Annotated in this window: 14 protein-coding genes and 1 pseudogene; 8 read left to right on the top strand and 7 right to left on the bottom strand. The window is 69.7% G+C overall.

Features of this window, described 5'->3' with window-relative positions:
* Positions 1-81 precede the first annotated feature (81 nt).
* A complete protein-coding gene (locus AS97_RS24100; RefSeq protein WP_125756732.1) occupies positions 82-2,163 on the bottom strand; it encodes a PhoX family phosphatase in 2,082 nt (693 codons plus the stop codon).
* Positions 2,164-2,433: 270 nt separating this feature from the next.
* On the opposite strand from AS97_RS24100, the gene AS97_RS48640 reads away from it, so the two are divergent.
* From AS97_RS48640 to AS97_RS24085, 3 genes are all read left to right on the top strand, one after another.
* Positions 2,434-4,758 (top strand): VWA domain-containing protein, encoded by a 2,325-nt coding sequence (locus AS97_RS48640; RefSeq protein ID WP_210565627.1) that lies wholly within the window; start codon positions 2,434-2,436, stop codon positions 4,756-4,758.
* A 158-nt stretch (positions 4,759-4,916) separates the two neighbouring features.
* Entirely contained in the window at positions 4,917-6,662 is a 1,746-nt protein-coding gene (metG, locus tag AS97_RS24090; RefSeq protein ID WP_086708465.1) for a methionine--tRNA ligase, read from the top strand.
* A 117-nt stretch (positions 6,663-6,779) separates the two neighbouring features.
* Positions 6,780-7,175: a hypothetical protein gene (locus tag AS97_RS24085; RefSeq protein WP_059149200.1), complete on the top strand. Its 396-nt coding sequence runs from the start codon at positions 6,780-6,782 to the stop codon at positions 7,173-7,175.
* Between the two features lie 41 nt (positions 7,176-7,216).
* Here the strand turns inward: AS97_RS24085 and AS97_RS24080 are convergent.
* Together AS97_RS24080 and aspS are read right to left on the bottom strand one after the other, a co-directional pair.
* Positions 7,217-7,771: pseudogene (locus AS97_RS24080) on the bottom strand (transposase); the annotation flags it as partial.
* Between the two features lie 161 nt (positions 7,772-7,932).
* Positions 7,933-9,750 carry an aspartate--tRNA ligase gene (aspS, locus tag AS97_RS24075; RefSeq protein ID WP_125756774.1) on the bottom strand — a complete coding sequence of 606 codons (1,818 nt, stop codon included), beginning with the start codon at positions 9,748-9,750 and terminating at the stop codon, positions 7,933-7,935.
* Between the two features lie 117 nt (positions 9,751-9,867).
* On the opposite strand from aspS, the gene AS97_RS24070 reads away from it, so the two are divergent.
* Positions 9,868-12,090, top strand: coding sequence for a SpoIIE family protein phosphatase (locus AS97_RS24070; RefSeq protein WP_210565626.1), 2,223 nt, complete (start codon positions 9,868-9,870; stop codon positions 12,088-12,090).
* 68 nt (positions 12,091-12,158) lie between these two features.
* On the opposite strand, the gene AS97_RS24065 is transcribed toward AS97_RS24070, so the two are convergent.
* Positions 12,159-13,310 (bottom strand): Dyp-type peroxidase, encoded by a 1,152-nt coding sequence (locus AS97_RS24065; protein WP_210565625.1) that lies wholly within the window; start codon positions 13,308-13,310, stop codon positions 12,159-12,161.
* 78 nt (positions 13,311-13,388) lie between these two features.
* On the opposite strand from AS97_RS24065, the gene AS97_RS24060 reads away from it, so the two are divergent.
* Positions 13,389-14,732 carry a right-handed parallel beta-helix repeat-containing protein gene (locus AS97_RS24060; RefSeq protein ID WP_185929756.1) on the top strand — a complete coding sequence of 448 codons (1,344 nt, stop codon included), beginning with the start codon at positions 13,389-13,391 and terminating at the stop codon, positions 14,730-14,732.
* A 7-nt stretch (positions 14,733-14,739) separates the two neighbouring features.
* Here AS97_RS24060 and AS97_RS24055 read toward each other — a convergent pair whose 3' ends face one another.
* Entirely contained in the window at positions 14,740-15,429 is a 690-nt protein-coding gene (locus AS97_RS24055; RefSeq protein ID WP_059149208.1) for a hypothetical protein, read from the bottom strand.
* A 545-nt stretch (positions 15,430-15,974) separates the two neighbouring features.
* On the opposite strand from AS97_RS24055, the gene AS97_RS24050 reads away from it, so the two are divergent.
* Both AS97_RS24050 and AS97_RS24045 read left to right on the top strand, forming a co-directional pair.
* Positions 15,975-18,452: an SdrD B-like domain-containing protein gene (locus AS97_RS24050; protein WP_247204472.1), complete on the top strand. Its 2,478-nt coding sequence runs from the start codon at positions 15,975-15,977 to the stop codon at positions 18,450-18,452.
* Between the two features lie 580 nt (positions 18,453-19,032).
* Entirely contained in the window at positions 19,033-21,525 is a 2,493-nt protein-coding gene (locus AS97_RS24045) for an SdrD B-like domain-containing protein (protein WP_247204823.1), read from the top strand.
* A gap of 191 nt (positions 21,526-21,716) precedes the next feature.
* On the opposite strand, the gene AS97_RS24040 is transcribed toward AS97_RS24045, so the two are convergent.
* Positions 21,717-22,688 carry a pirin family protein gene (locus AS97_RS24040; protein WP_125759975.1) on the bottom strand — a complete coding sequence of 324 codons (972 nt, stop codon included), beginning with the start codon at positions 22,686-22,688 and terminating at the stop codon, positions 21,717-21,719.
* Between the two features lie 110 nt (positions 22,689-22,798).
* Positions 22,799-23,296 carry an SseB family protein gene (locus tag AS97_RS24035; protein ID WP_059143804.1) on the bottom strand — a complete coding sequence of 166 codons (498 nt, stop codon included), beginning with the start codon at positions 23,294-23,296 and terminating at the stop codon, positions 22,799-22,801.
* A 138-nt stretch (positions 23,297-23,434) separates the two neighbouring features.
* Between AS97_RS24035 and AS97_RS24030 the strand changes: the two genes are divergently transcribed.
* Positions 23,435-25,261 carry an acyl-CoA dehydrogenase gene (locus tag AS97_RS24030; RefSeq protein WP_059143803.1) on the top strand — a complete coding sequence of 609 codons (1,827 nt, stop codon included), beginning with the start codon at positions 23,435-23,437 and terminating at the stop codon, positions 25,259-25,261.
* The last annotated feature ends 33 nt before the right edge of the window (positions 25,262-25,294 follow it).

Here is a 25,294-nt window from a genome sequence, read left to right as displayed (position 1 = left end):
GCTTGAGCCTCGTTGGCCTCAGGAGCCTCGAGAACGTCAAGCGCCTCATGGGCCTCATGGGCCTCAGGGGCCTCAGGGGCCTCAGGCGCCGATGTCGCCGCCGTCGCGCCGCCAGACGCTGACCACGGACGGCCGGGTCAGCTTGCCCGGCCCGTCGGGCCAGGTGGACGCGGGCTTCTCCACGCTCGCGCCGTCGAGCTCGCCCGGGTGCTGCACGGCCACCAGCACCCGCCGCTCCTGCACGATCGGGCCGCAGGTCTCGGCGCCGGTCGGCACGGTCAGGAACTGCTTGACCTGGCCGCGACGGCTGCCCGCCGTCGCCACGCCGAACAGCCCGTCGTGGCTGCCGAGCGCGTTGCCGTCCGTGGAGATCCACAGATTGCCGTGCGCGTCGAAGGTGATGTTGTCCGGGCAGGAGATCGGGCTGACCTGGTCCTTGGCGAAGCCGCCGAAGTAGGTGCTCGGGTCCTCGGGGTCGCCACAGACCAGGAACAGCCGCCAGTTGAAGCGGGTGGAACCCGGGTTGTTCCAGCGCTCGGTCAGCTCCAGGATCTGGCCGTGCTTGTTGGCGTTGCGCGGGTTGGCCTCGTCGGCCGCGGCCTTGCCCGTCTTGCCACGGTCCGAGTTGTTGGTCAGCGCGATGTACACACGACCGGTGCGCGGGCTCGGCTCGACGTCCTCGGGGCGGTCCATCTTCGTCGCACCGGCCTTGTCGGCGGCCAGACGCGTGAAGACGTACACCTCCTCGGCGGTCATCCCGTCCACGAAGGAGCGGTCGCCGCAGGCCAGCGGGATCCACTCACCGGCGCCGTCGAACTCGCCGTCCTCGGGAAGCTTTCCGGTGCCGTCGATCTCGGCGGACGGGCTGTCGCCGGTGAACTTGGCGACGTACAGCGTGCCCTCGTCCAGCAGCGTGCGGTTGTGCTCGCGGGCGATGCGGCTGTTGCCCTTCATCATCCGCTTGGCGGAGACGAACTTGTAGAAGTAGTCGAACTTCTCGTCGTCGCCCATGTAGAGGACCGGACGGCCGTCGGTGGTCAGCCGGGGCTCGGCGGCCTCGTGCTTGAAGCGGCCCAGCGCGGTCAGCTTGCGCGGGGTGGAGTCGGGGTCGAACGGGTCGACCTCGATGACCCAGCCGAAGCGGTGCGCCTCGTTGGGCTCCTTGGCGAGGTCGAAGCGGTCGTCGAAACGCTCCCACTTGCGCTCGGAGGCGCCGTCCTTGAAGCCGTAACGCTTCAGGCCCGCCTTGACGGTCGGGTCGGTGACCTTGTCGGCGTTGGCGAAGTACTGGTTGAAGTTCTCCTCGCCGGAGAGCACCGTGCCCCACGGGGTGATGCCGCCACCGCAGTTGTTCAGCGTGCCGAGGACGCGCTTGCCGGACCGGTCGGCGGAGGTACGCAGCAGCTCGCTGCCCGCCGCCGGGCCGGTGACCTCGAACGGAGTGGTCGCGGTGATACGGCGGTTGAGGTGGTGGCGGGGCACGGCGGTGAGCCGGCCCAGTTGGCGCTCCTCGGCCGTCATCACCACGGACAGCCCGTGCGCGGCCCAGGCGATCTCGGCCTGCTCGCGGGTGGGGTTCTCCGGGTCGTACCCGGCGAACATCAGCACCTCGTCGGTGTACTCATGGTTGACCACGAGGAGCTGATGGTCGCGCTCGCCGGGGACGTCCAGCACCGCCATGTAGTCGTTGTTGTAACCGAACTGGCCCGCCTGGGCCTTGGCGCTCTGCTTGGCCGGGTCGAACGCGGGCGCACCGCGCAGGATCGGGTCGCCCCAGCGGAGCACCACGTTCTGGTCGTGGCCCTCGGCGGTGACCACGGTGTCCTCGGTGTTGGGCGCCACCGGCGAGAAGCGGAGGCCGCGGGCGGCCTTGTTCTTCGCCGCGGCGGCGGAACCGGCGGTGGCGGCGGCGTCGGCCGACGCGGCGGACGCCTGCGGCGCCCGCTCGATCGCCACGGCTCCGGTCGCGGCCGCCACGGTCATCACCGCACCGGCCCGCAGAAGGGAACGGCGCGAGGCGGCAGCGGCGATGACGTCGCCCACGTAGGCGTTGTCACTGGTGTTCGGCGTTTCGTGAAAGCAGGCGTCGCCACAGCGGTACCGGCACGTCAGCGCGGAACGACCGCCCGGGTGCGAGCTGATGAGCGGCAGGAGGTTGCGCACGTCTTCCCCTCCATAAGGGTGTCACGTATGGGCTTCGCAGGGCCCCGCATGGGCAGTAGGCCGACGCGGTCCGGGCCGACATGACGTCGGGATCCTCTGGCGGCGAAGCTATGGGCGTAGAACCGCACGGTGGCGACGAACGCCTGAACCAGAGGTGAACGAAGCGCGAGCGGAATCGGCGGAAGAGGGCCGTCCAACGGCCCGCTAGCCTTTCGGCACCACGGTCATGCACCGCCATGCACCGCACTCGACACGTGAGAGGTATCTCCCATGGGCATACGGGACCTACTGCGCAAAGTTTTCGGCCGCTCCCGAACCACGGGGGTGGACGAAGCTTCTGCCGCGCCGGAGGCGGAGGTTGTCCCGGACCCCCAGTCGGCCGAGAAGTCGGCACAGCGGACGGCAGCGCCGACGGCAGAGCAGACGGCAGACGAGAAGGTGGAGTCCAAGGCCGAGCCGGACGCCGAGCCGAAGGCTGACGAGTCCGGCGTCGAGCCGAAGTCCGAGGTGGAGTCCGGGGCCGAGGCCAAGCCCGAGACCGAGCCTCAGCCGAAGGCTGAGCCGAAGCCTGAGCCGGCCGTGGACATAGCACCGGCCTCGGACTCCCCCGACGACGAATCCACCCACGACCCGGCCCTGTCGGCTCCGCTGAAGTCTCTCGACGAGATCCTGAAGTCCCCCGCGCCCGAGGACACGACAACCTCCGGCGACGACGCACCGGTCGAGGCAGCGGCCGACGAAAAGGAAACGGCCGCCGCTGAGGCGAAGACGGAGGCGGACGAGCCCGAGCCCGCCGCCGAGGACGAGGCGAAGGCCACGTCCGAGCCCGAGCCCGCCGCCGAGCCGACTCCCGCGGCTGGTGACGACGCTACGTCTCCCGCCGCAGCCGAGCCGACGCCCGAACCGGCAGCCGAACCGGCGTCCCCCGCCGAGGCCGACGCGGAGCCCGCCACCGCGCCCGAGGCTGCCGCGGACGCCGCGTCGGCGGAGGCGAGTGCCGACGCCGGAGCCGAGGTGACGGCAGGCGACGAGGCCGCTGCCGAGACCAAGACCGCCGACGAGCCCGCCGAGACCACGGCCGTGGCCGAGCCGGAGCCCGCCGACCCCGCGCCGGAGGCCGCCGAGCCGGAAGCGCAGACCGACGAGCCCGCGCCGGAAACCGCCGAGCCGGTGGCGGAGACCGCCGCGTCCTCGGTGGAGACCGCCGTGGCCGAGCCGGAGCCCGCCGAGCCGGAAGCGCAGACCGACGAGCCCGCGCCGGAAACCGCCGAGCCGGTGGCGGAGACCGCCGCATCCTCGGTGGAGACCGCCGTGGCCGAGCCGGAAGCGGAAACCGCCAACCCCGCACCGGAAACCGACGAGCCGGAAGCGGAGACCGCCAACCCTGCGCCGGAGACCGGCGCATCCTCGGTGGAGGCCGACACCACGCCCGAGGCCGAGGGTGCGGAGGACCCCGCGCCGGAGCCCGCCACGGCAGAGACGGCAACTGCCGCCACGCCCGAGAATGAGACAGCGGCAGAGGCTGACGACGAGGTCATGCCCGCGGCCCCGAGCGACGAGGTCATGCCCGCCACGTCGGAGGCCAAGCCGGAAGCCGAACCGGAGGCCACGGTAGAGGCCGAGCCCGCGGCTGACGGCGAGGCCCCGGCGGCCCCGGCGGCCCCGGCGGCGGACGCAAGTGCCGAGGCCGAGCCCACGGCCGAAGCCGAGGCACCAGCAGAGGCTGACGGCCAGGCCGCCCCCGCGGCCACGACCGATGACGAGCCCGCCGAGGCGGAGGCCGCCCCCGCGGTCGACCCCGAGCCGGTGGCGGCCGCGGCCGCCGCCCCCGCCGCCACCAAGACCGAAGCACCCGCCACCGCACCTGCCACCACCACCGCATCCGCCATCACGCCCACCGACCTCGCATCGCGGGCGCCCGGGCTGGTCGGGGCCTTCGCCGCCGCGGGGGAGGCCATCCAGGCGCATGGGCTTGCCGGGCAGCGGGCGGTCGTCTACCTCGTGCTGGACCGGTCCGGGTCGATGCGCGGGTACTTCAAGGACGGCACCGTGTCGCACCTCGCCGAGCAGGCGCTCGCCCTGTCCGCGCAGCTCGACGCCACCGGCACCGTGCCCGTCGTGTTCTTCTCCACCGACATCGACGGCACCGCCGACCTCGAGCTGGACCAGCACTCCGGCCGCATCGAGGAGCTGCACGGCTCGCTCGGCCACATGGGGCGGACGAACTACCACACCGCCGTCCACGCCGTCATCGAGCACTACAAGGCATCCGGCACCACCGACCCCGCGTTCGTGATCTTCCAGACGGACGGCGCGCCCACCGCCAAGACCGCCGCCGAGAAGGCGCTGTGCGAGGCGGCGGGGCTGCCGCTGTTCTGGCAGTTCCTGGCGTTCGGGGACCCGGAGGCGAAGGGGTTCGACTTCCTGCGGAAGCTGGACACCTCGCCCGCCCTCGCCGTCCCGGAGAAGCGGGCGGTCGACAACACCGGCTTCTTCCACGCCGGGCTCGACCCCCGTACGGTCGCCGACGCCGAGCTGTACCGGGAGATCCTGAAGAAGTTCCCGGGCTGGCTGGCCGCCCGCGAGCAGGGCTGACGAGCGATCCCACCCGACCAGGCGCCGCACCGGCGCCACCCCGGGGGCCATCCGCCGCGGAAAAACGCCGCGCGGGTGGCCCTCGTCACTCGGATACGATATGGGCGGCTCAGTAGAGCCGGACGTCACTTACCGTATCGACTCGGGAGCAGCCTGCAATGGCTCGACACCTCATCACCAGCGCCCTTCCCTACATCAACGGGATCAAGCACCTGGGCAACATGGTGGGGTCCATGCTCCCGGCCGACGTCTACTCCCGCTATATGCGCCAGCGCGGCCATGACGTCCTCTACATCTGCGCCACCGATGAGCACGGCACCCCGGCCGAGCTGGCCGCCAAGGAGGCCGGGCTGCCGGTCGACGAGTTCTGCGCCCAGCAGCACGAGGCGCAGAAGGCGATCTACGACGGCTTCGGGCTCGCCTTCGACTACTTCGGCCGCAGCTCCTCCGCGCAGAACGTGCAGATCACCCAGACGATCGCGCGTGAGCTCAAGACGAACGGCTTCATCGAGGAGCGCTCGATCCGCCAGGTGTACTCCAACGCCGACGGCCGCTTCCTCCCCGACCGCTATATCGAGGGCACCTGCCCGCACTGCGGCTACGACAAGGCCCGCGGCGACCAGTGCGAGAACTGCACCCGCGTGCTCGACCCGACCGACCTGATCGACGCCCGCTCCGCGATCAGCGGCAGCAGCGATCTGGAGGTCCGGGAGACCAAGCACCTCTTCCTCCTCCAGTCCAAGCTGGCGGAGGAGGTCGCCGCCTGGGTCGACGAGCGCGGCAAGGACTGGCCGACGCTGGCCTCCTCGATCGCCCGCAAGTGGCTGAACGAGGGGCTGCAGGACCGGGCGATCACCCGCGACCTGGACTGGGGCGTGCCGGTGCCGGCCGACACCTGGCCGGAGCTGGCGGCCGAGGGCAAGGTCTTCTACGTCTGGTTCGACGCGCCGATCGAGTACATCGGTGCGACGAAGGAGTGGGCGGACGCCGCGCGAGACACAGACCCGGAGCAGCGGGACTGGAAGTCGTGGTGGTACGACGTGGACGAGACCGTCCGCTACACCGAGTTCATGGCCAAGGACAACGTCCCGTTCCACACGGTGATGTTCCCGGCCACCCTCCTCGGCACCCGGGACGCCTGGAAGAAGGTCGACTACGTCAAGGCGTTCAACTGGCTGACGTACTACGGCGGGAAGTTCTCCACCTCCCAGAAGCGCGGGGTGTTCACCGACGCCGCGCTCGAGGTGCTGCCCGCCGACTACTGGCGCTACTTCCTGATGGCGAACGCCCCGGAGTCCGACGACACCTCCTTCACCTGGGAGCACTTCACCGCCACCGTCAACAAGGACCTGGCCGACACCCTCGGCAACTTCGTCAACCGCGTGCTGTCCTTCTCCCGTAAGCGGTTCGGCGACGAGGTCCCGGCCGGGAAGGCGGCCGGTGAGGCGGAGGAGCGCCTGGGCGAGGAGATCGCGCGGCTGCTGGCGGAGTACGAGGAGCACATGGACACGCTCCAGTTCCGCAAGGCCGCGGCGGCGCTGCGCGCCCTGTGGAGCGCGGGCAACTCCTACCTGGAGGAGAAGGCCCCCTGGCTGGAGATCAAGACCGACCAGGAGGCCGCGGCCCTCACCCTGCGTACGGCGATGAACCTCATCCACCTCTACGCGATCGTCTCCGAGCCCTTCATCCCGACCTCGGCGCGGGCCATGCGGTCGGCGTTCGCGCTGAGCGAGGACACCGCGGTCTGGGTCGGCCGGGAGGAGGCGAAGGCGCTGGCGTCGGTTCCGGCGGGTACGGCCTTCACCGTTCCCCCGGTGCTCTTCGCGAAGATCACCGAGGAGGACCTGGAGTCCTTCCGGGAGCGCTTCGGCGGCGCGGAGCAGAACGGCAACGGCGCCGCGTAGCGGTCGGCGAGCGGCGCCGCGTAGCCGCTCACGCACGTGTTGATCGCGCGGCAACCGTTCGTTTAGCCCACTCGATGACCCTGTGGAGTCCATAACCACCGGGGAGTCGAGGAAGCAGTGCCGGACGCACGTGTCACGGTGACGGTCCACGGCCCCGACCCGCTCAGCCGGGCCGGGGTCGTGCGTCATCTGCAGCATCAGCCCAGCGTCGAGCTGGTCGACCGGCCACGCCCGCTCGGCGACGAACCCCGCGGCGCCGTCGCCGTCATGCTCGCCGAGCGCCTCGACGACCGCGCCGGGGCGGAGCTGCGCCGCCTGGTGCGGGGCGGTCGGCAGCGGGTGGTGCTGATCGCGGGCGAGCTCCGGGAGACGGAGCTGATGGCGGTGATGGAGTACGGGGTCCAGGCCGTCTTATGGCAGCACCGGACCACGCCGAAGCGGCTGTTGCGCGCCGTGCACCGGGCCGCCCGCGCGGACCGGTCCACACCGTGCGGCGTGGACCGGAGGCTTTGAATCCTCCCGTCCCTGAAGGGGAGGGGATTCCTGGCTCAGGCTGCCTTGCGTCCGTACTGCGCGTGCGGGAGGTCATGGGCATTCGAGGTGGTGGTCGAGTCTCCCTCACGCCCCAGTCCACACCCAGTACCCGGCCGGTCTCCGGCAGCGGCCGCACTTGGACAGAGGCCACGAACGAGCAGTACCGGTGGCCGACGCTGTCCTGATACTCGCGCACCGAGGACGGTTCAGCGGGCAGGTCCCGCGAACCACACCGCCCTCAGCACGATCCCGCCCGCCAGGTGCAGACGACCGTCCCTCAGCCGGAACCCGCGTCGGGTGTAGTTCAGCGTCGGCGACGCCTCGCGCTTCGTCTTCCACCGCGGCATACCCGCCCGCCGCTGCTGAGGCACACGCTCCCGAATGTCCTTGTGCGCCCGGGCACGGGACTTGCCGAAGTCCCGGATCACCTGTTGCTGCGGAACGCTGGAGCCCTCGCGCGGCCACGGCGTACGATTCCGCGCCTCTGTCAGCATCCCGTCGAGCTGCGCCGGGCCACGGGTCCGCTTCTCACCCGTGGTCTTGTTGTCCAGGTGAGTGGCCCTGGGCTTGGCCACGCATTCGATCGTTCGGTTCCCACGCCGTGTTCCGGCAGCACTACTCGAACGAGTGACCGTCCAAGCCGCTGCGGGAAGAGCGTCATCCGGCCAACCGCGTACGCGGGGCGGGGGCGCGCCGTTCGGCACGCCCCCGCCCCGTGGGTCCCGTCCGGCCCCGCCTACTCGGCGGGCTGCTCGGCCTGCAGGCCCGCCTTCTCGGCCTTCTCGGCCTGCTTGACCTGCGGCGGCTTGCGCAGCGACAGATGCAGCTCGCGCAGCCGGGCCTCGTCCACCTCGCTGGGCGCGCCCATCAGCAGGTCCTGCGCGTTGCCGTTGAGCGGGAAGGCGATGGTCTCGCGGATGTTGGGCTCATCGGCCAGCAGCATCACGATGCGGTCGACGCCGGGGGCGATACCGCCGTGCGGCGGGGCGCCGAAGTGGAACGCGCGCAGCATGCCGCCGAACTCGCGCTCGACCTCTTCCCGGTCATAGCCCGCAATCGCGAACGCCTTGTACATGACGTCCGGCTCATGGTTCCGGATGGCGCCGGAGGACAGCTCCACGCCGTTGCAGACGATGTCGTACTGCCAGGCCAGGATAGACAGCGGGTCCTTGGTCTCCAGGGCCTCCAGGCCGCCCTGCGGCATGGAGAACGGGTTGTGGGAGAACTCGATCTGCCCGGTGTCCTCGTTCCGCTCGAACATGGGGAAGTCCACGATCCAGCAGAAGCGGAAGACGCCGTCCTCGAAGTGGCCGGCCCGCTTGGCGGCCTCGACCCGCACCGCGCCCATGATCTTGGAGACCTCGTCGAACTCACCCGCGCCGAAGAAGATCGACGTGCCGGGCTTGCCCTGGACCTCGGTGATCAGCTTCTCGACGTCCTCGTCGGTGAGGAACTTCGCGATCGGCCCGGTCAGCTTGGAGTCCTCGCCGATCCGGACCCAGGCCAGCCCCTTGGCGCCCTGCAGAGAGGCGAACTCGCCGAGCTGGTCGAAGAACTTCCGCGGCTGGTCGGCGGTGTCCGGCACGGCCAGCGCGCGCACATGCTTGTCCGCGAACGCCTTGAAGCCGGAGCCCTCGAAGACGTGGCTGACGTCCCGCAGCTCCAGCTGGGCCCGCAGATCCGGCTTGTCGGAGCCGTACTTCAGCATGGCCTCGCGGAATGGGATCCGCGGGAAGGGCGAGGTGACGTGGCGGCCGCCGCCGAACTCCTCGAAGAGCTCGGTCATGACCTTCTCGATGACGCCGAAGACGTCCTCCTGCTCGACGAAGCTCATCTCGACGTCGAGCTGGTAGAACTCGCCCGGCGAGCGGTCGGCGCGGGCGTCCTCGTCGCGGAAGCAGGGCGCGATCTGGAAGTAGCGGTCGAAGCCCGCGATCATCAAGAGCTGCTTGAACTGCTGCGGGGCCTGCGGCAGCGCGTAGAACTTGCCCGCGTGCAGCCGGGAGGGGACCAGGAAGTCCCGGGCGCCCTCCGGCGAGGTGGCGGACAGGATCGGGGTCGCCAGCTCGTTGAACCCCTGCGCGGTCATCTTCTGCCGGATGGCGGAGATGACGGCGGAGCGCAGCATGATGTTGCGGTGCATCCGCTCGCGGCGCAGGTCCAGGAAGCGGTACTCCAGGCGCCGTTCCTCGCCGACCCCGTCCTCGGGGAAGACCGTGAAGGGCAGCGGGTCGGCGGCGCCGAGCACCTCGACGTCGGCGACCTCGACCTCGATCTCGCCGGTGGGCAGTTCGGGGTTGACGTTGTCCGCGCCGCGCGCGATGACCCGGCCGTCGACGCGGACGACGGTCTCCTTGCTGATCGAGCTCAGCGCCTCGTTGGCGGGGGTGTCGGGGCGCACCACCAGCTGGACCAGTCCGTAGTGGTCGCGGAGATCGATGAAGAGGATGCCGCCCAGGTTCCGTCGATTGTGGAGCCAGCCGGAGAGCCGGACGTCGGTGTCGACGTCAGCGGCGCGGAGCTGACCACAGGTGTGCGACCGGTACCGATGCATCATTCATCCAAGTCGTCTGATCGGGAGGCGTGCGTACCCTCATGAACTTCCGGCCAAGCCTACCGGCGCAGCGACCCTCACTGGTAAGCGGTTGGCAAATCCCCATAAGGTAGTGCAATGCGCACCGAGGACCTGCTGGCCGCCATAGCGACCGGCCTATGGCGTTGGGACAGTGTCTCGGGCGCTGTCAGCTATGACGCGGAGGCGGCCCGGCTGGTGGGCCTGCCCGCCGAGCCCGTCACCCTTCCCGAAGCCGCCGCCCGCGCGTGCTTCCACCCCGCGGACTGGCTGGAGATCAAGGCGATCGTCGACCTCGCGGTGGCCGAGGGCACCCTGGCCGAGGCCCGGCTGCGCATCGTGGACGAGAAGGGCACCGTGCTGCGGACCGTGCGCACCCGGTCCCGGCCGATCGCGCGGGGCGGCAGCGAGGACGGCTACTACCTGCTCGGCACCCTCCAGGAAGTCCCCGACCCGCTGCCCGGCACCTCGGCCGCGGGCCCACCGGTCACCGGCGACTGGCGCCGCAACCGCGAGGCGTTCCTGCTGGACGCGGGGCGGGCGCTGGCGGAGGCGATGTCCACCGCCGAGGTGCTGCGGGTCGCGGCGGGGCTGTCCATGCCGGGCTTCTCCCCGGAGGGGCTCGCGGTCTTCGGCGTCCAGGGCGAGCGGATCTCGGTGATCGGCCACCACGGGCCGCGGCCGGGGGCCGATCACCCTTTTCACGACATCGCGCTGGGCACGGACTATCCGGCGGCCGAGGTGGTCCGCACCGGCCGGGCGGTCTATCTGCCCACGCCGGAGGAGTACCGCGGCCGGTTTCCGGCCGCCTGGTCGCTCGGCCGGCCCCGTAAGCGCCGGTCCTGGGCGTTTCTGCCGCTGATCGTCGCGGGCCGCACCATCGGCGCGTGGATGGCCGGATTCGCCCATCCGGTGTCGTTCTCGCCCGATGAGCGCTCGGTGCTGACCACGATCGCGCGGATGCTGGCCCAGGCGCTGTCCCGCACCGCGCTCCAGGAGACCGAGCGGGAGCTGGCGGACGGGCTGCAGCGCTCGATGCTGCCCGCCAGCAAGCCCGATATCCCGGGGCTGACGGTGGCCGCGCGCTATGTGCCGACCGGCGGCGGACTGCAGGTCGGCGGCGACTGGTACGACGTGATCGGGCTGCCCTCGGGCCGTACCGCGCTGGTGATCGGCGATGTGCAGGGCCACGATGTGCACGCCGCCGGGATCATGGGGCAGCTGAGGATCGCGGTCCGGGCGTACGCCTCCGAGGGGCACCACCCCGACGCGGTGCTCTCCCGCGCCTCCCGCTTCCTCGCCGGGCTGTCGGCGCTGGACGGTCCTGACGGCCCGGACGGCCCGGACGGCCCGGACGGCCCGGACGGCCGGTACGGGCCGAGGTTCGCGACCTGCCTCTATATGGAGGTGGACCCGGTCGCCGGCACCCTGGACATCGCCCGCGCGGGCCACCCCGACCCGGCGGTCCGGCTCGCCGACGGCACGATGATGATCCGGCCCACGGCGGGCGGGCTGCCGCTGGGCATCGATCCGGACACCGACTATCCGACCACCCGGGTGGTGCTGGAGCCCGGCGAGACGCTGCTGATGTGCACCGACGGGCTGATCGAGACCGGCGGGCACGATCTGGAGACCGGCTGGGACCGGATCCGCAAGGTCTTCGAGCGGCCCGCCACCCTCACGGACGACCCCGGCGCCCTCCCCTCCCACGGCCTCGGCTCCGACGACCTCGAGGCCCTCGCCGACTCCCTGGTGCAGGCCGTGCACGGGCCGCCCTCCCACCACACCACCGGCCCGCTCGCGGACCGGCGCGAGGACGACATAGCTCTGCTGCTGATCCGCCGGGAGGCGGAGGTGTGCCTGGTCGGGCCCGGTTCGGCGCCGGTGCGGCGGACCGCGGTCACGGTCGCCCAGGCCGAGCCGGAGCGCATAGCGGGCACCCGGCAGCAGCTGCGCGACATGCTGCACGACTGGGCCGACCCGGACCAGGTGGAGTCGGCGGTGCTGATGCTCTCCGAGATGGTCACCAACGTCCTGGTGCACACCGACGGGGACGCCCTGCTGGTGGCCGAGGTCAGCGGGCGGCACGGGTCCCGGCGGCTGCGGCTGGACGTCGCCGACAGCAGCGACGAGCTGCCGCACCGCCGGCGGCCCGGCGAGCTGGCCTCGTCGGGGCGCGGCCTGCTGCTGCTGGAGATGCTCGCCGACAACTGGGGGGTGGATCCGCGCGGCGACGGCAAATGCATCTGGTACGAGCTGTACGAAGCGAGCCCGAACGCGCGGCCCGACCCGGCGGCGGACGGGTCCGGCCCCCGCGCGTGATCAGCTCGCGCCTGCCGGGATGGCGCCCAGGCGCGCCTGCCGGGATGGCGCCCAGGCGGCCGGGCCGTTCAGCGGAAGAGCCGGGAACCGAGCGGGTGTTGTTCGTCGAAACCGGGAAGTACCAGAAACGTCGCGCTGGCGGTCGTGGTCGTGTATTCCAACAGGGCGTCGGAATTGTCCATGCTGGTGAGGGTGCTGGTGAAGGTCCGTATGTCGTTCTGGAAGCTCATGAAGAGCAGGCCGGGGGCGGGTCCGTCGGTGCTGTAGGAGCGACGGAGCATGAGGCCGACGCCGACCGCGGTGGCGTGCGCCCTGCGGGCATGGGCGTCCGCCGGGACGAGGTAGCGTCCGTCCGGCGTTTTGGCGCCGAGGTCCGGGCCCGAGGCGATGGTGCCACCGGAGAGGGGCACGCCAGTGGCTCGGTGGCGGCCGAAGACCGCTTCCTGTTCGGCGACGGACAGCTTGGCGAACCGCGGCAGATCGAGTTCCATGCGTCGTAGTACGGCAAGGGTGCCGTCGGCGACCGGAGCCGGCCCGGACAACCACAGGTCGCGTTCCTGTTCGGCCCTCGTGTGGGGGCCCACGATGCCGTCGACGAAGCCGAAGAGGTTTCGTGGCGCGGCACGGCCCCGATCCACCGGCACGTTCGCACCACGGACCCCGGACTGCCGCCAGCGTTCCTGTATCCGGTCACCGGCCCGCTCCAGAAGCGCGGCAGCCACGACCGGTACCACCAAGGCGTCGTCGGCGCAGATCTGTATCAGCAGGTCGCCGCCGCGTGCCCGGGAGGCGATCTGTTCGCGGGAGAACCGCGGGAGGTCCTTCGCGCCGGGCAGGGCGGGATCGACCGTGCGCACCAGCCGGGGGCCCACCCCGATCGTCACGGTCAGATCGCCCGGCTCCAGGCCCATCAGCCGTGCGTCGGTCCCCGCGGTGAGCGTGCGGATGGCCTCGCCGAGTTCGGCCAGCAACGGACGGACGGGCGCGGCGTCAACGAGGTCGGCCACCACGGCCAGCAGGTTCCGCTGGGCTGGTTGTGGAAGCGTGATGCCCGCCTGGTACCGGCCCGTTGGTGACACCGTCGGGGTCGGCGCAGGGGCATCGGACCGGTCCGGCGGGGTGGAACGCGCTTGGCAGCCGGCGGAGAGGCCGACGGCGGTCACAGTGCCGGTGGCACCGAGAAACGCGCGGCGTGACGGGCGGGAGTCGGCTTGGCGCACAGCGTGAACTGTGCCATATCCGCGCCATATCCGTATCACCGCCTGCGATCCCGTCAGCGTCCGTGCCAGGATGAGGCCATGCCTCGTCTCCGTCTTCGTCTCATGGCCGCGGTGCTCGGCACACTGGCACCCGTGCTGGTCGGCTGCGGCGGGGGCGATGACGGATCGGACGACGGCCGACGACCGTCCGGTGAGCATGTGACGATCAAGGTGCCGGCCGACGCCCCGACGATCTCGGCCGCGGTGTCCCTGGCCCGGCCCGGCGATCTCGTGCTGGTCGCGCCTGGCAAGTACCACGAGTCGGTGAAGATATCGAAGGCTCGCATCACGCTTCGCGGCGAGTCTCGGGACAAGGTCGTCATCGACGGGCGGTTACGGCAGCCGAACGGCGTCGTCGTCACCGCCCCCGGGGTGGCCGTGGAGAACCTGACCGTGGAGAACAACACACAGAACGGGGTCCTGGTCACCGGCTCGGCGAAGGCGGCCGCCGGGATGCCGGGGCAATCCGGCGGCTACGACACCGGCGATGAGCCCGTCACCTTCCTGAAATCGTTCCTGGTCTCCCACGTGACCGCGACCCGCAACGGGCTGTACGGCATCTACGCGTTCTCCGCGCAAAACGGTGTCATCGAGCACTCGTACACCTCGGGCTCGGCCGACTCGGGGATCTATGTCGGACAGTGCAAGCCCTGTCGCATCGTGGTGCGGGACAACATCGCCGAACTCAACGCGGTCGGTTACGAAGGCACCAACGCCAGTGGCGACATGTACGTGGTCGGCAACCGTCTCGTCGGTAACCGGGTCGGGCTCACCACCAACTCCGACCACCAGGAGAAGTTGCTCCCGCAGCGGGATGCCGTCATCGCGGGCAACCTGATCGCGGCCAACCAGCAGGCGGCCACCCCCGAACAGGCCGACGGCGGGTGGGGCATCGGCATCGGCATCGACGGCGGCACCGTCAACCAGTTCATCCGCAACCGAGTCGCCGGCAACAGCAACGCCGGGCTGGTGATCACCGCAACCGCTGACATACCGCCGAACGGCAACCGGATCCTGGACAACACCTTCGCCGCCAACGGCGTTGACGTCGGTTGGACGTTCCCCACCGCCACGAAGGGACGGGGCAACTGCCTACGCGGCAATGAGCTGCGCACGACGGTGCCCGCCCGGCTCGCGACCACCGCGTCCTGCCCGCGTCCCGCCCGGTCGTCCTCGCCGTCCGGCACCTGGGCGAAGCCGACGGCGCCTGGCGGTATCCCGTTCACCGACGTGGCGGCTCCCAAGCGTCAGCCGCGATTCCCGAACGCCACGACCGCGGGCGCCACCGCCGTTCCGGCCGTTCCGGCGCTACCGGACACGGCGGGCTTCCGGCTGCCGTCGGCGTCACTGCTCGCCGCGGGCGCGCGGGTGGGGACGTCCTGAGCGGCGGCTACCGCGTCGGGGTGACTCCCGGTACCGGCCGGACCGGAACGTACTTCTGGGTGTCGAAATCGATGACCACCGGCTCCGACGCGGACGCCACGCCGACCCGAACCCGGTACATGGTGCCGTCCGAGCCGATCCAGTAGCGCACGGCACCCGCTGCCCCCGCCGGACCGGACGTGGCACGGGCGCTCGGCCCGGTCATGATGTCCACCTGATGGCCGTCCAACCGGTTCTCCCCCACCCAGGCGGCACCGTTCTGCGGCAGCAGTTCGGCGTTGTCCGGCCGGTCGCTGCCGAGCTTCAGCGCGATGGCCAGCGAACTGTCCAGCGAACTGCCGTACCTCTGCAGCGGACGGCTGTACCAGCCCGACTCCGGCGGCCGTGCCGGGGCCTTGGCCGGGGCCTTCCCCATCGGGTGGACGAACACGGTGGTGGCCGTCCACTGGATCAGCCCGTCGCTGGACGTATCGCGCCCGGTGCCGTGCATCGCGCCATAACCGACCTTGCGGCGGTAGTCGATGGATCCGGTGAAGGTCAGCCCACCAGCGGTGCCCGGCACGTCGATCGTCACGGCGCGCCCGCCCGCCTGGTAGTTGAGGAACCGGGTGACCGCCAGACGGCTCGCCTGATCCGAGGTCAACGCCTTCGGGCCGGCAGGGGCGGAGCCGCTGTCGGCGACCAGGAACGTGGCCACCGCGACGGCCACACCGCCGGTCACGGCCACCACCCAGCGCGGCCGCAGCCATCGGCGTCGGCCGGCCGCGCGCCGCGAGAGAACGTGTCTGATTTTCGGGCTCCGTACCCGGCGCATTGCTAACCCGTTCCGTTTATTCATTCCCTGCTCTCCCCCCGATCTTGGGTCACACCCGCTACAGTATCGCTGCTGGTGGGGCGGTTCAGGATGACAATTCAGACTCTTGTGCTGTTTCCGTGTGGGAAGCGAGGCCAGGTGCGCCGCGTCTCGGAATGGCACTCCCGAGTCCCTGAATTCGCCACCTCCGCCAGGACGACCGAGAACGACGGGGTCCACCGAAACAGCGGTGGACCCTTTTCATGACCGACGTGTCACCCGGGGCCGGGAAGCGGATGTACGACTCGAATCGGGTGGTCGGTTCACATCACGAGGGGAGAGTGATGGCTGTGCGAGGAGTATGTAAAAGATTACGCCGGACAGCCGGGAAGCGTACGGGGCCACTGGCACGAGTGGGCCTCTGCGCTTTCGTACTGTTGGGCAGCGCCATGGGCGCGACGGCCGGGACGGCCACTGCCTCAACTGGCGACGGCACCCTGACGGTTGAGGTGCTGCGGGATTTCTTCGGCACCGGCGTGATCAACAAGACCATGGACGTGCCGCAGCGCGGTATGAAGGTCGCGGTGTCGGACCCCGACGGCCATCGGGTCACCGGGACCACGGATGCCACCGGAAAGGTGGTGGTCTCGAAGTCGACCGAGTTGACCGGCGGCCAGTACCGCGTCGACGTCACCGTCCCAACGCCGTACAACAAGTACCTTCAGGCCGCGCCGGCCTCGACGTCGGAAAACCACTTCGACAGCTTCACGACCTTCGTGGACGTGTCGGATGGCAAGGACGACTCGGTCATCACCGGCGTCTGGAACCCGGCCGACTACGCACTGCCGGACTCGCGCTATTTCGTACCGATCCAGAACACCGCCGACGGTAAGGACACCCGGGCGCTGGTGGCGTTCGGGACGGACAAACGAGGTACGTGTCCTGGCGACACGGCGTGCCCGACCGCGCTCAACACCCAGGACCAGGTGGGCACGACGTTCGCGCTGGCCTACGACAAGCACCAGAAGCGGATCTTCCAGGGCGCGTTCGCCCGGCGCTACACCCCGTACGGGCCGGGCGGCGGTGACGCGATCTACACCACGCCGACCGACGGCGGGAGCGCGCCGGCCCTCTTCGCGAAGGTGCCGGGCGCCGCGGTGACGCCGCACGACGCCACCAACATGATCAAGGACGCCGGGTTCACCAACGCGCCGGGCAAGGAGAGCATCGGCGGTCTGGCCCTCTCCGAGGACGGTTCGACGCTGTACGCGGTGAACCTGCTGACCCGGCGCCTGGTCAGCTTCGACGCGACCGGGACCACCGCGTCCGCGCCGAAAGCGACGGTGCGCATCCCGGACCCGGGCTGCGCGAACTCCGGCGACTGGCGGCCGTTCGGTCTTCAGGTCCACGACAACAAGCTCTACGTCGGTGGTGTGTGCAACGCAGAGAGCACACAGCAGCGCGAAGACCTGAAAGCCGTCGTCTACGCCTACGACGGCGAGCGGTTCGACACCGTGCTGACCCAGCCGCTCACCGGCAAGCGCGGCTCCGTCTTCGGTTCCAACGACGCCGACCGGGCCACCCACTGGAACCCGTGGAACACCTCCCTGGCCACCTGGGACGAGCGGAAGGCGGGCAACGTCTACATCGATCCGCAGCCGGAGCTCGCCTCCCTCGCCTTCACCCGCGACGGTTCGATGGTCCTCGGTTTCCGCGACCGGTTCATGGACGTCGTGAGCTGGGGTGGACTGGACCCGAGGCCGGACAACAACGACCCGGAAAACGGCATGGCCGGCGGTGACATCAACATGGCCTGCGCCACCCCCACCGGTGAATACGAGTGGGAAGGCACCGGGAACTGCCCGAACCACGCCACCCCCGCCACCGGTGGCGGCCAGGACGCGAGTGTCGCCGAGTACTTCCCGGGCGACTTCTTCGGCAACGGAGTTCACGCGGAGACCGCGCTGGGGTCGGTGGCCTACATTCCGCAGCAGCAGTGGGTCGTCAGCACGGAGTTCGACCCGACCGTCAACGTCGCGACCTCCGGGACCGGTTACCACAACGTCACGACCGGTCAGGGCCCGGGCAACGCTCCGGCCGCCAACGCGTACCAGTTCGTCAGTCGGGAACAGAGCGGGTTCGGTAAGGCCGGTGGGCTCGGCGATATCGCCTATGAGGCGGCGAACGCGCCGATCCAGATCGGCAACCGGGTGTGGTTCGACGGCGACCACAACGGCATCCAGGACCCCGAGGGTCGCAACGAGGTGCCGCTGCCGGACGCCACGGTCAACCTGCTGGACTCGGACGGCAAGCAGGTCGCCACGACCAAGACCGACGCCGCCGGCGAGTACTACTTCGGTGGAGTCGGCGCCGCCTACACACTCAAGCCAGGCGCCAAATACACGGTGCAGTTCGATGTGTGTACCGCGGACACCAACGAGGTACCGACCCAGCCGGCGGCCACCAAGCTGCGGTTCACACTCCCGCGAGCCGGTGACAACCGGGCACACGACTCCAATGTGACCCCACCGAAGACCGGGCGACTGTGCAACGGACAGGCACCAGTCACCGCTCCGGACAAGCCGGGAGAAGTCGATCACACCATCGACGCCGGCGTGTACATCCCCAAGAAGACACCGCCGACTCCCACGCCGACACCCACTCCGTCGTCGTCCGAGCCGCCCACGTCTGAGCCGCCCAACAACCCGGGCCCCCAGAGTGGCGGAGGCTCCGGAACCAGCGGAGGCTCCGGAACTGGCGGAGGCTCCGGGACCAGCGGAGGCTCCGGGACCGGCGGAGGCGGCGGTTCGCTGGCCAACACCGGTACGTCCGGCCTGCTGACGATCATCTCCCTCAGTGCCCTGCTGGCCGGCACCGGCGCGGCATTCGCGTTCGCGACCCGGAAGCGTCGCGCCGGGCAACACTGAGACACCACGGAAAAAGAAGGGTGATCCGCCCGCCCGCGCTGTCGCAGCGCGGGCGGGCGGATCACGTTCGATGCCCGGTCAATCGACATCGGCTCGCGGACCGGCCGCGCGCCGTGGGGGACCTTGTTCGGTTCCATGCGCCGCGCGTGACGCATTGGTAACTTGTTCCGCTCGATCACCCTCTACCCCCTCGATCTTGGCAGCCACCCGCTACAGTGTCGTCGCTGGTAGAGCGGTTCAGGATGACTATTCAGACTCTTGTGCTGTTTCCGCGTGGGGAAGCGAGGACGAGTGCGACTGGCCTGGAAAAGCCACTGTCGAGTCCCTGAATTCGCCACATCCGCAAAGACGACCAAGAACGACGGGGTCCACCGAAACAGCGGTGGACCCTTTTCATGACCGACGTGTCACCCGGGCCGGGAAGCGGATGTGCGGCCGGAAGCGGGTGGTCGGTTCACATCATGAGGGGAGAGTGATGGCTGTGCGAAAAGTGTGTGGAAGATTAAACCGGACAGCCGGGAAGGGTGCGGGTCCGCTGGCGCGAGTCGGCCTATCCGTTCTCTTGGTGTCGGGTGGCGTCATGGGCGCGACGGCCGGGACGGCCACCGCTTCCACTGGCGACGGCACCCTGACCGTTGAGGTGCTGCGGGATTTCTTCGGCACCGGCGTGATCAACAAGACCATGGACGTGCCGCAGCGCGGTATGAAGGTCGCGGTGTCGGACCCCGACGGCCATCGGGTCACCGGGACCACGGATGCCACCGGAAAGGTGGTGATCTCGAAGTCGACCGAGTTGACCGGCGGCCAGTACCGCGTCGACGTCACCGTCCCAACGCCGTACAACAAGTACCTTCAGGCCGCGCCGGCCTCGACGTCGGAAAACCACTTCGACAGCTTCACGACCTTCGTGGACGTGTCGGATGGCAAGGACGACTCGGTCATCACCGGCGTCTGGAACCCGGCCGACTACGCACTGCCGGACTCGCGGTACTTCGTGCCGATCCAGAACGCTGCCGGCGGAAATGACACCCGGGCGCTGGTGGCGTTCGGGACGGACAAACGAGGTACGTGTCCTGGCGACACGGCGTGCCCGACCGCGCTCAACACCCAGGACCAGGTGGGCACGACGTTCGCGCTGGCCTACGACAAGGACCGGAAGCGGATCTTCCAGGGCGCGTTCGCCCGGCGGTACACCCCGTACGGGCCGGACGGCGGTGAAGCGATCTACACCACTCCGACCGACGGTGGGAGCGCTCCGACCCTGTTCGCGAAGGTGCCGGGCGCCGCGCTGACGCCGCACGACGCCAGCAACATGATCAAGGACGCCGGGTTCGTCCACGCGCCGGGCAAGGAGAGCATCGGCGGCATGGCCCTGTCGGAGGACGGTTCGACGCTGTACGCGGTGAACCTGCTGACCCGGCGCCTGGTCAGCTTCGACGCGACCGGGACCACCGCGTCCGCACCCAAGGCGACGGTGCGCATCCCGGACCCGGGCTGCGCCGCGTCCACCGACTGGCGGCCGTTCGCACTGTCCACCCACGACAACAAGCTCTACGTCGGCGGCGTGTGCAGCGCGGAGAGCACACAGAAGCGCGAAGACCTGAAAGCCGTCGTCTACACCTACGACGGCGAACGGTTCGACACCGTGCTGACCCAGCCCCTCACCGGCGAGCGCGGCACCGTCTATGGCGGTGCCGCGGGGGATGACCAGGCCAACCACTGGAACCCGTGGAACACCAACCTGGCGACCTGGGACAAATTCAGGGTCAACGGAGGAAACACCCTCGTCAATCCGCAGCCGGAGCTCTCGACCCTCGCCTTCGCCCGTGACGGTTCGATGATCCTCGGTTTCCGCGACCGGTTCATGGACGTGGTCAGTGGTGGCGGGCTGGACCCCCGGCCGGGCGTCGACGACCCCGAAGCCGGCATGTCCGGTGGTGACATCAACATGGCCTGTGCCAATCCCACCGGTGGATACTCGTGGGAGGGCACCGGGAATTGCCCCAACCACGCCGCCCCCGCCACCGACGGCAACCAGAACAGCGGCGTCGTCGAATACTTCCCGGGCGACTACGTGCGGAACAAGGCCAACCCGGACCAGCCCCAAGGGGTGCACAACGAAGCCTCCCAAGGGGCGGTGGCCTACATTCCGCAGCAGCAGTGGGTCGTCAGCACGCAGATGGACCCGACCGACAACTACTCCACTGGCGGGACCGGTTACTACAACATCGAGACCGGTCAGGGGCCCGGCAACAACCATGCCGGCAACGCGTACCAGTTCGTCGATTCGGACGACAACGGGTTCGGTAAGGCCGGTGGGCTCGGCGATATCGCCTATGAGGCGGCGAACGCGCCGATCCAGATCGGCAACCGGGTGTGGTTCGACGGCGACCACAACGGCATCCAGGACCCCGAGGGTCGCAACGAGGTGCCGCTGCCGGACGCCACGGTCAACCTGCTGGACTCGGACGGCAAGCAGGTCGCCACGACCAAGACCGACGCCGCCGGCGAGTACTACTTCGGTGGAGTCGGCGCCGCCTACACACTCAAGCCAGGCGCCAAATACACGGTGCAGTTCGATGTGTGTACCGCGGACACCAACGAGGTACCGACCCAGCCGGCGGCCACCAAGCTGCGGTTCACACTCCCGCGAGCCGGTGACAACCGGGCACACGACTCCAATGTGACCCCGCCGAAGACCGGGCGACTGTGCAACGGACAGGCACCAGTCACCGCTCCGGACAAGCCGGGAGAAGTCGATCACACCATCGACGCCGGCGTGTACATCCCCAAGAAGACACCGCCGACTCCCACGCCGACGCCCACTCCGTCGTCGTCCGAGCCGCCCACGTCTGAGCCGCCCAACAACCCGGGCCCCCAGAGTGGCGGAGGCTCCGGGACCAGCGGAGGCTCCGGGACCAGCGGAGGCTCCGGGACCGGCGGAGGCGGCGGTTCGCTGGCCAACACCGGTACGTCCGGCCTGCTGACGATCATCTCCCTCAGTGCCCTGCTGGCCGGCACCGGCGCGGCATTCGCATTCGTGACCCGGAAGCGTCGCGCCGGGCAACACTGAGACACCACGGAAAGCCGCGCGGCGACCGCCGAATAAGCGCGGACGAGCCCCGTCCATATCCGGACGGGGCTCGTTCGCGTGTTGTCCCGGCGTTCGCGTGTGGTCCCGGCGTTCGCGTGTGGTCCCGGCGTTCGCGTGTGGTCCCGGCGTTCGCGTGTGGTCCCGGCGTTCGCGTGTGGTCCCGGCGAGCCTTACAGGCCGCCCTCGGACATCCCGTGCACGGCCGGGATCGTGCCCAGCCGCCCCTTCTGGAAGTCCTCGAACGCCTGCTGGAGCTCCTTGCGGGTGTTCATGACGAACGGGCCGTAGTGGGCCATCGGCTCGCGGATGGGCGCTCCGCCCAGGAGGACGACTTCGAGCTCCGGGGTGTGGGAGTCCTGCTTCTCGTCCGCGCGGACGGTCAGCGCGCCGCCGTCGCCGAAGACCGCCGTCTGGCCCACCTGAACCGGGCGGCGCTCGGTGCCGGCGGTGCCGCGGCCCGCGAGGACGTACGCGAGGCCGTTGAAGTCCTCCCGCCACGGCAGGGTGATCTCCGCACCCGGCGCCAGGGTGGCGTGGATCATCGTGATCGGCGTGTGGGTGATACCGGGACCCTGGTGGCCGTCCAGCTCACCGGCGATGACCCGCAGCAGCGCGCCGCCGTCCGGGGTCGTCAGCAGCTGTACGCTGCCGCCGCGGATGTCCTGGTAGCGGGGCGCCATCATCTTGTCCTTGGCCGGGAGGTTCACCCACAGCTGCAGACCGTGGAAGAGGCCGCCCGACATGACCAGCGACTCCGGCGGCGCCTCTATGTGGAGCAGACCCGAGCCGGCCGTCATCCACTGGGTGTCGCCGTTGGTGATCGTGCCGCCACCGCCCTGCGAGTCCTGGTGGTCGAAGATCCCGTCGATGATGTACGTGACGGTCTCGAAGCCGCGGTGGGGGTGCCAGGGGGTGCCCTTGGGCTCGCCCGGCGCGTACTCCACCTCGCCCATCTGGTCCATCATGATGAACGGGTCGAGGTGCTTGTAGTCGATACCGGCGAAGGCCCGGCGCACCGGGAATCCCTCGCCCTCGAAACCGCTGGGAGCGGTCGTGACAGCGAGCACGGGGCGCTGTCGTGCCTCGGCGGGTGCCGCGACGCGCGGCAGGGTCAGCGGGTTCTCTACGGTCACTGCGGGCATGACGGCCTCCTCGGTCGTTCACCATTCAATTTAATTGAATGGTGAACGACTCGCAAGAGGGCCTTTATTTCCACCCGAGGACCCCGCGGGGCGAACGGCTATATTCGGACCTATCCGTACATACGCCTCATCGCGAAGTCCACCATCTGCTCCACCGCCTTCGCGTCGAAGACGATCCGGTGCTCACCCTCCATGTCGAGGACGAAGCCGTAGCCGGTGGGCAGCAGGTCGATCACCTCGGCGCCAGTGATCACGAAGTACTTGGACTCCTTGCCCGCATACCGCCGCAGCTCCTTGAGCGAGGTGAACATGGGGATCACCGGCTGCTGGGTGTTGTGCAGCGCCAGGAAGCCGGGGTTGTCACCGCGCGGGCAGTAGACCTTCGAGCCCGCGAAGATCTGCTGGAAGTCCTCGGCCGACATCGAACCGGTGGTGAAGGCGCGCACCGCGTCGGCGAGCGACGGCGGCGAGGGCTCCGGGTAGAGCGGCTGCTGGCCGTAGCCCGCACCCGCCTGCGCGTGATGTGACGCATGCGGCTGCTGTTGCGGCGGAGGTGGCGGAGCGGCATAACCCTGCCCTGCGCTCGCGTTCTGGTCGTAGCCGTACATGCGAAGAAGCGTACTGAGTCACAGTTACCCGGTTGAGGGTTGCCCTTTATTACCCACGGGTAGCATCATGGCGACAGCTGATCTGATACGCGTCAACACAGAGGTCCTGGCCTCCCGATCCCTTACGGAGCCGTCGCCATGGGGCACTACAAGTCGAATCTCCGCGACATCGAGTTCAACCTCTTCGAGGTGCTCGGGCGGGACACGGTGTACGGCACCGGACCGTTCACGGAGATGGACGTCGAGACCGCCAAGAGCGTGCTCGCGGAGATATCCCGGCTCTCCGAGCACGAGCTGGCCGAAAGCTACACCGACTCCGACCGGAACCCGCCCGTCTTCGACCCCAAGACCCACACGGCGCCGCTTCCCGAGTCGTTCAAGAAGAGCTACCGGGCCTACATGGAGGCCGAGTGGTGGCGGCTGGGCGTCCCGGAGGAGCTGGGCGGCACGGTCTGCCCCCGCTCGCTGCTGTGGGGCTCGGCCGAGACCATCCTCGGCTCCAACACCCCGATCTGGATGTACGCCTCGGGCCCGGCCTTCGCGGGTGTGCTGTACGACGAGGGCACCGAGGAGCAGCTCAAGATCGCCCAGCTGATGGTGGACAGGCAGTGGGGCTCCACCATGGTGCTGACCGAGCCGGACGCCGGCTCCGACGTCGGCGCGGGCCGCACCAAGGCCGTCCAGCAGGAGGACGGCAGCTGGCACATCGAGGGTGTGAAGCGGTTCATCACCTCCGGTGAGCACGACCTCTCCGACAACATCATCCACTACGTGCTGGCCCGGCCCGAGGGCGCGGGGCCCGGCACCAAGGGGCTGTCGCTGTTCATCGTCCCCAAGTACGACTTCGACTGGGAGACCGGTGAGCTCGGCGAGCGCAACGGCGTCTACGCCACCAATGTCGAGCACAAGATGGGTCTGCGGGTCTCCAACACCTGTGAGCTGACCTTCGGCGCCGACCACCCGGCCAAGGGCTGGCTGCTGGGCGACAAGCACGACGGCATCCGCCAGATGTTCAAGATCATCGAGTTCGCCCGGATGATGGTCGGCACGAAGGCCATGGCCACCCTCTCCACCGGCTACCTCAACGCCCTGGAGTACGCCAAGGAGCGGGTGCAGGGCCCGGACCTGGCGGCGTTCACCGACAAGACCGCCCCGCGCGTCACCATCACCCACCACCCGGACGTGCGTCGCTCGCTGATGACGCAGAAGGCGTACGCGGAGGGCCTGCGCGCACTGGTCCTCTACACCGCCTCCGTCCAGGACGAGATCCTGGTCAAGGAGGCCGCGGGCGAGGACGCCTCCGCCCTGAGCCGCCTCAACGACCTGCTGCTCCCCATCGTCAAGGGCTACGGCTCGGAGAAGGCGTACGAGCAGCTGGCGCAGTCCCTGCAGACCATCGGCGGCTCCGGCTACCTCCAGGAGTACCCGCTGGAGCAGTACCTCCGGGACGCCAAGATCGACACGCTCTACGAGGGCACCACCGCCATCCAGGGCCAGGACTACTTCTTCCGCAAGATCGTCCGGGACCAGGGCCAGGCCCTGACCGTCGTCTCGGAGGAGATCAAGAAGTTCCTGGCCGAGGCCGCCGGGGGTGAGGAGCTGGAAGCCGCCCGCGACCAGCTGGCCCAGGCCGCGGTGGACCTGGAGGCGATCGTCGGCGCGATGCTCACCGACCTGGCCGCCACCGAGCAGGACGTCAGCTCGATCTACAAGGTCGGCCTCAACTCCACCCGGCTGCTGCTGGCCTCCGGCGACGTGATCATCGGCTACCTGCTCCTCAGGGGCGCGGCCGTCGCCGCCGAGAAGGTGGGCACCGCCTCCACGAAGGACCGGTCCTTCTACGCGGGCAAGATCGCCGCGGCGAAGTTCTTCGCCCACGAGGTGCTGCCGGGCGTCTCGGTGCAGCGCTCGCTGGCCGAGTCGGTCGACAAGGGGCTCATGGACCTGGACGAGTCCGCGTTCTGAGAGCACTCTTCCCTCGTCCAGGGGGCCGGCCGT

This window comes from Streptomyces sp. AgN23, from assembly GCF_001598115.1.
Taxonomy (GTDB): Bacteria; Actinomycetota; Actinomycetes; order Streptomycetales; family Streptomycetaceae; genus Streptomyces; species Streptomyces antimycoticus.
Note: the sequence above shows the minus strand (reverse complement) of the source record. Positions and strands in the feature narration are given on the sequence as shown.

Coding starts and splice junctions, on each gene's coding strand:
- metG (WP_086708465.1), top strand. CDS start 4,917: ATGGCTCGACACCTCATCACCAGCGCCCTTCCCTACATCAACGGGATC.
- AS97_RS24035 (WP_059143804.1), bottom strand. CDS start 23,296: ATGTACGGCTACGACCAGAACGCGAGCGCAGGGCAGGGTTATGCCGCT.
- AS97_RS24045 (WP_247204823.1), top strand. CDS start 19,033: ATGGGCGCGACGGCCGGGACGGCCACCGCTTCCACTGGCGACGGCACC.
- aspS (WP_125756774.1), bottom strand. CDS start 9,750: ATGCATCGGTACCGGTCGCACACCTGTGGTCAGCTCCGCGCCGCTGAC.
- AS97_RS24040 (WP_125759975.1), bottom strand. CDS start 22,688: ATGCCCGCAGTGACCGTAGAGAACCCGCTGACCCTGCCGCGCGTCGCG.
- AS97_RS24030 (WP_059143803.1), top strand. CDS start 23,435: ATGGGGCACTACAAGTCGAATCTCCGCGACATCGAGTTCAACCTCTTC.
- AS97_RS24060 (WP_185929756.1), top strand. CDS start 13,389: ATGCCTCGTCTCCGTCTTCGTCTCATGGCCGCGGTGCTCGGCACACTG.
- AS97_RS24050 (WP_247204472.1), top strand. CDS start 15,975: ATGGGCGCGACGGCCGGGACGGCCACTGCCTCAACTGGCGACGGCACC.
- AS97_RS48640 (WP_210565627.1), top strand. CDS start 2,434: ATGGGCATACGGGACCTACTGCGCAAAGTTTTCGGCCGCTCCCGAACC.
- AS97_RS24070 (WP_210565626.1), top strand. CDS start 9,868: ATGCGCACCGAGGACCTGCTGGCCGCCATAGCGACCGGCCTATGGCGT.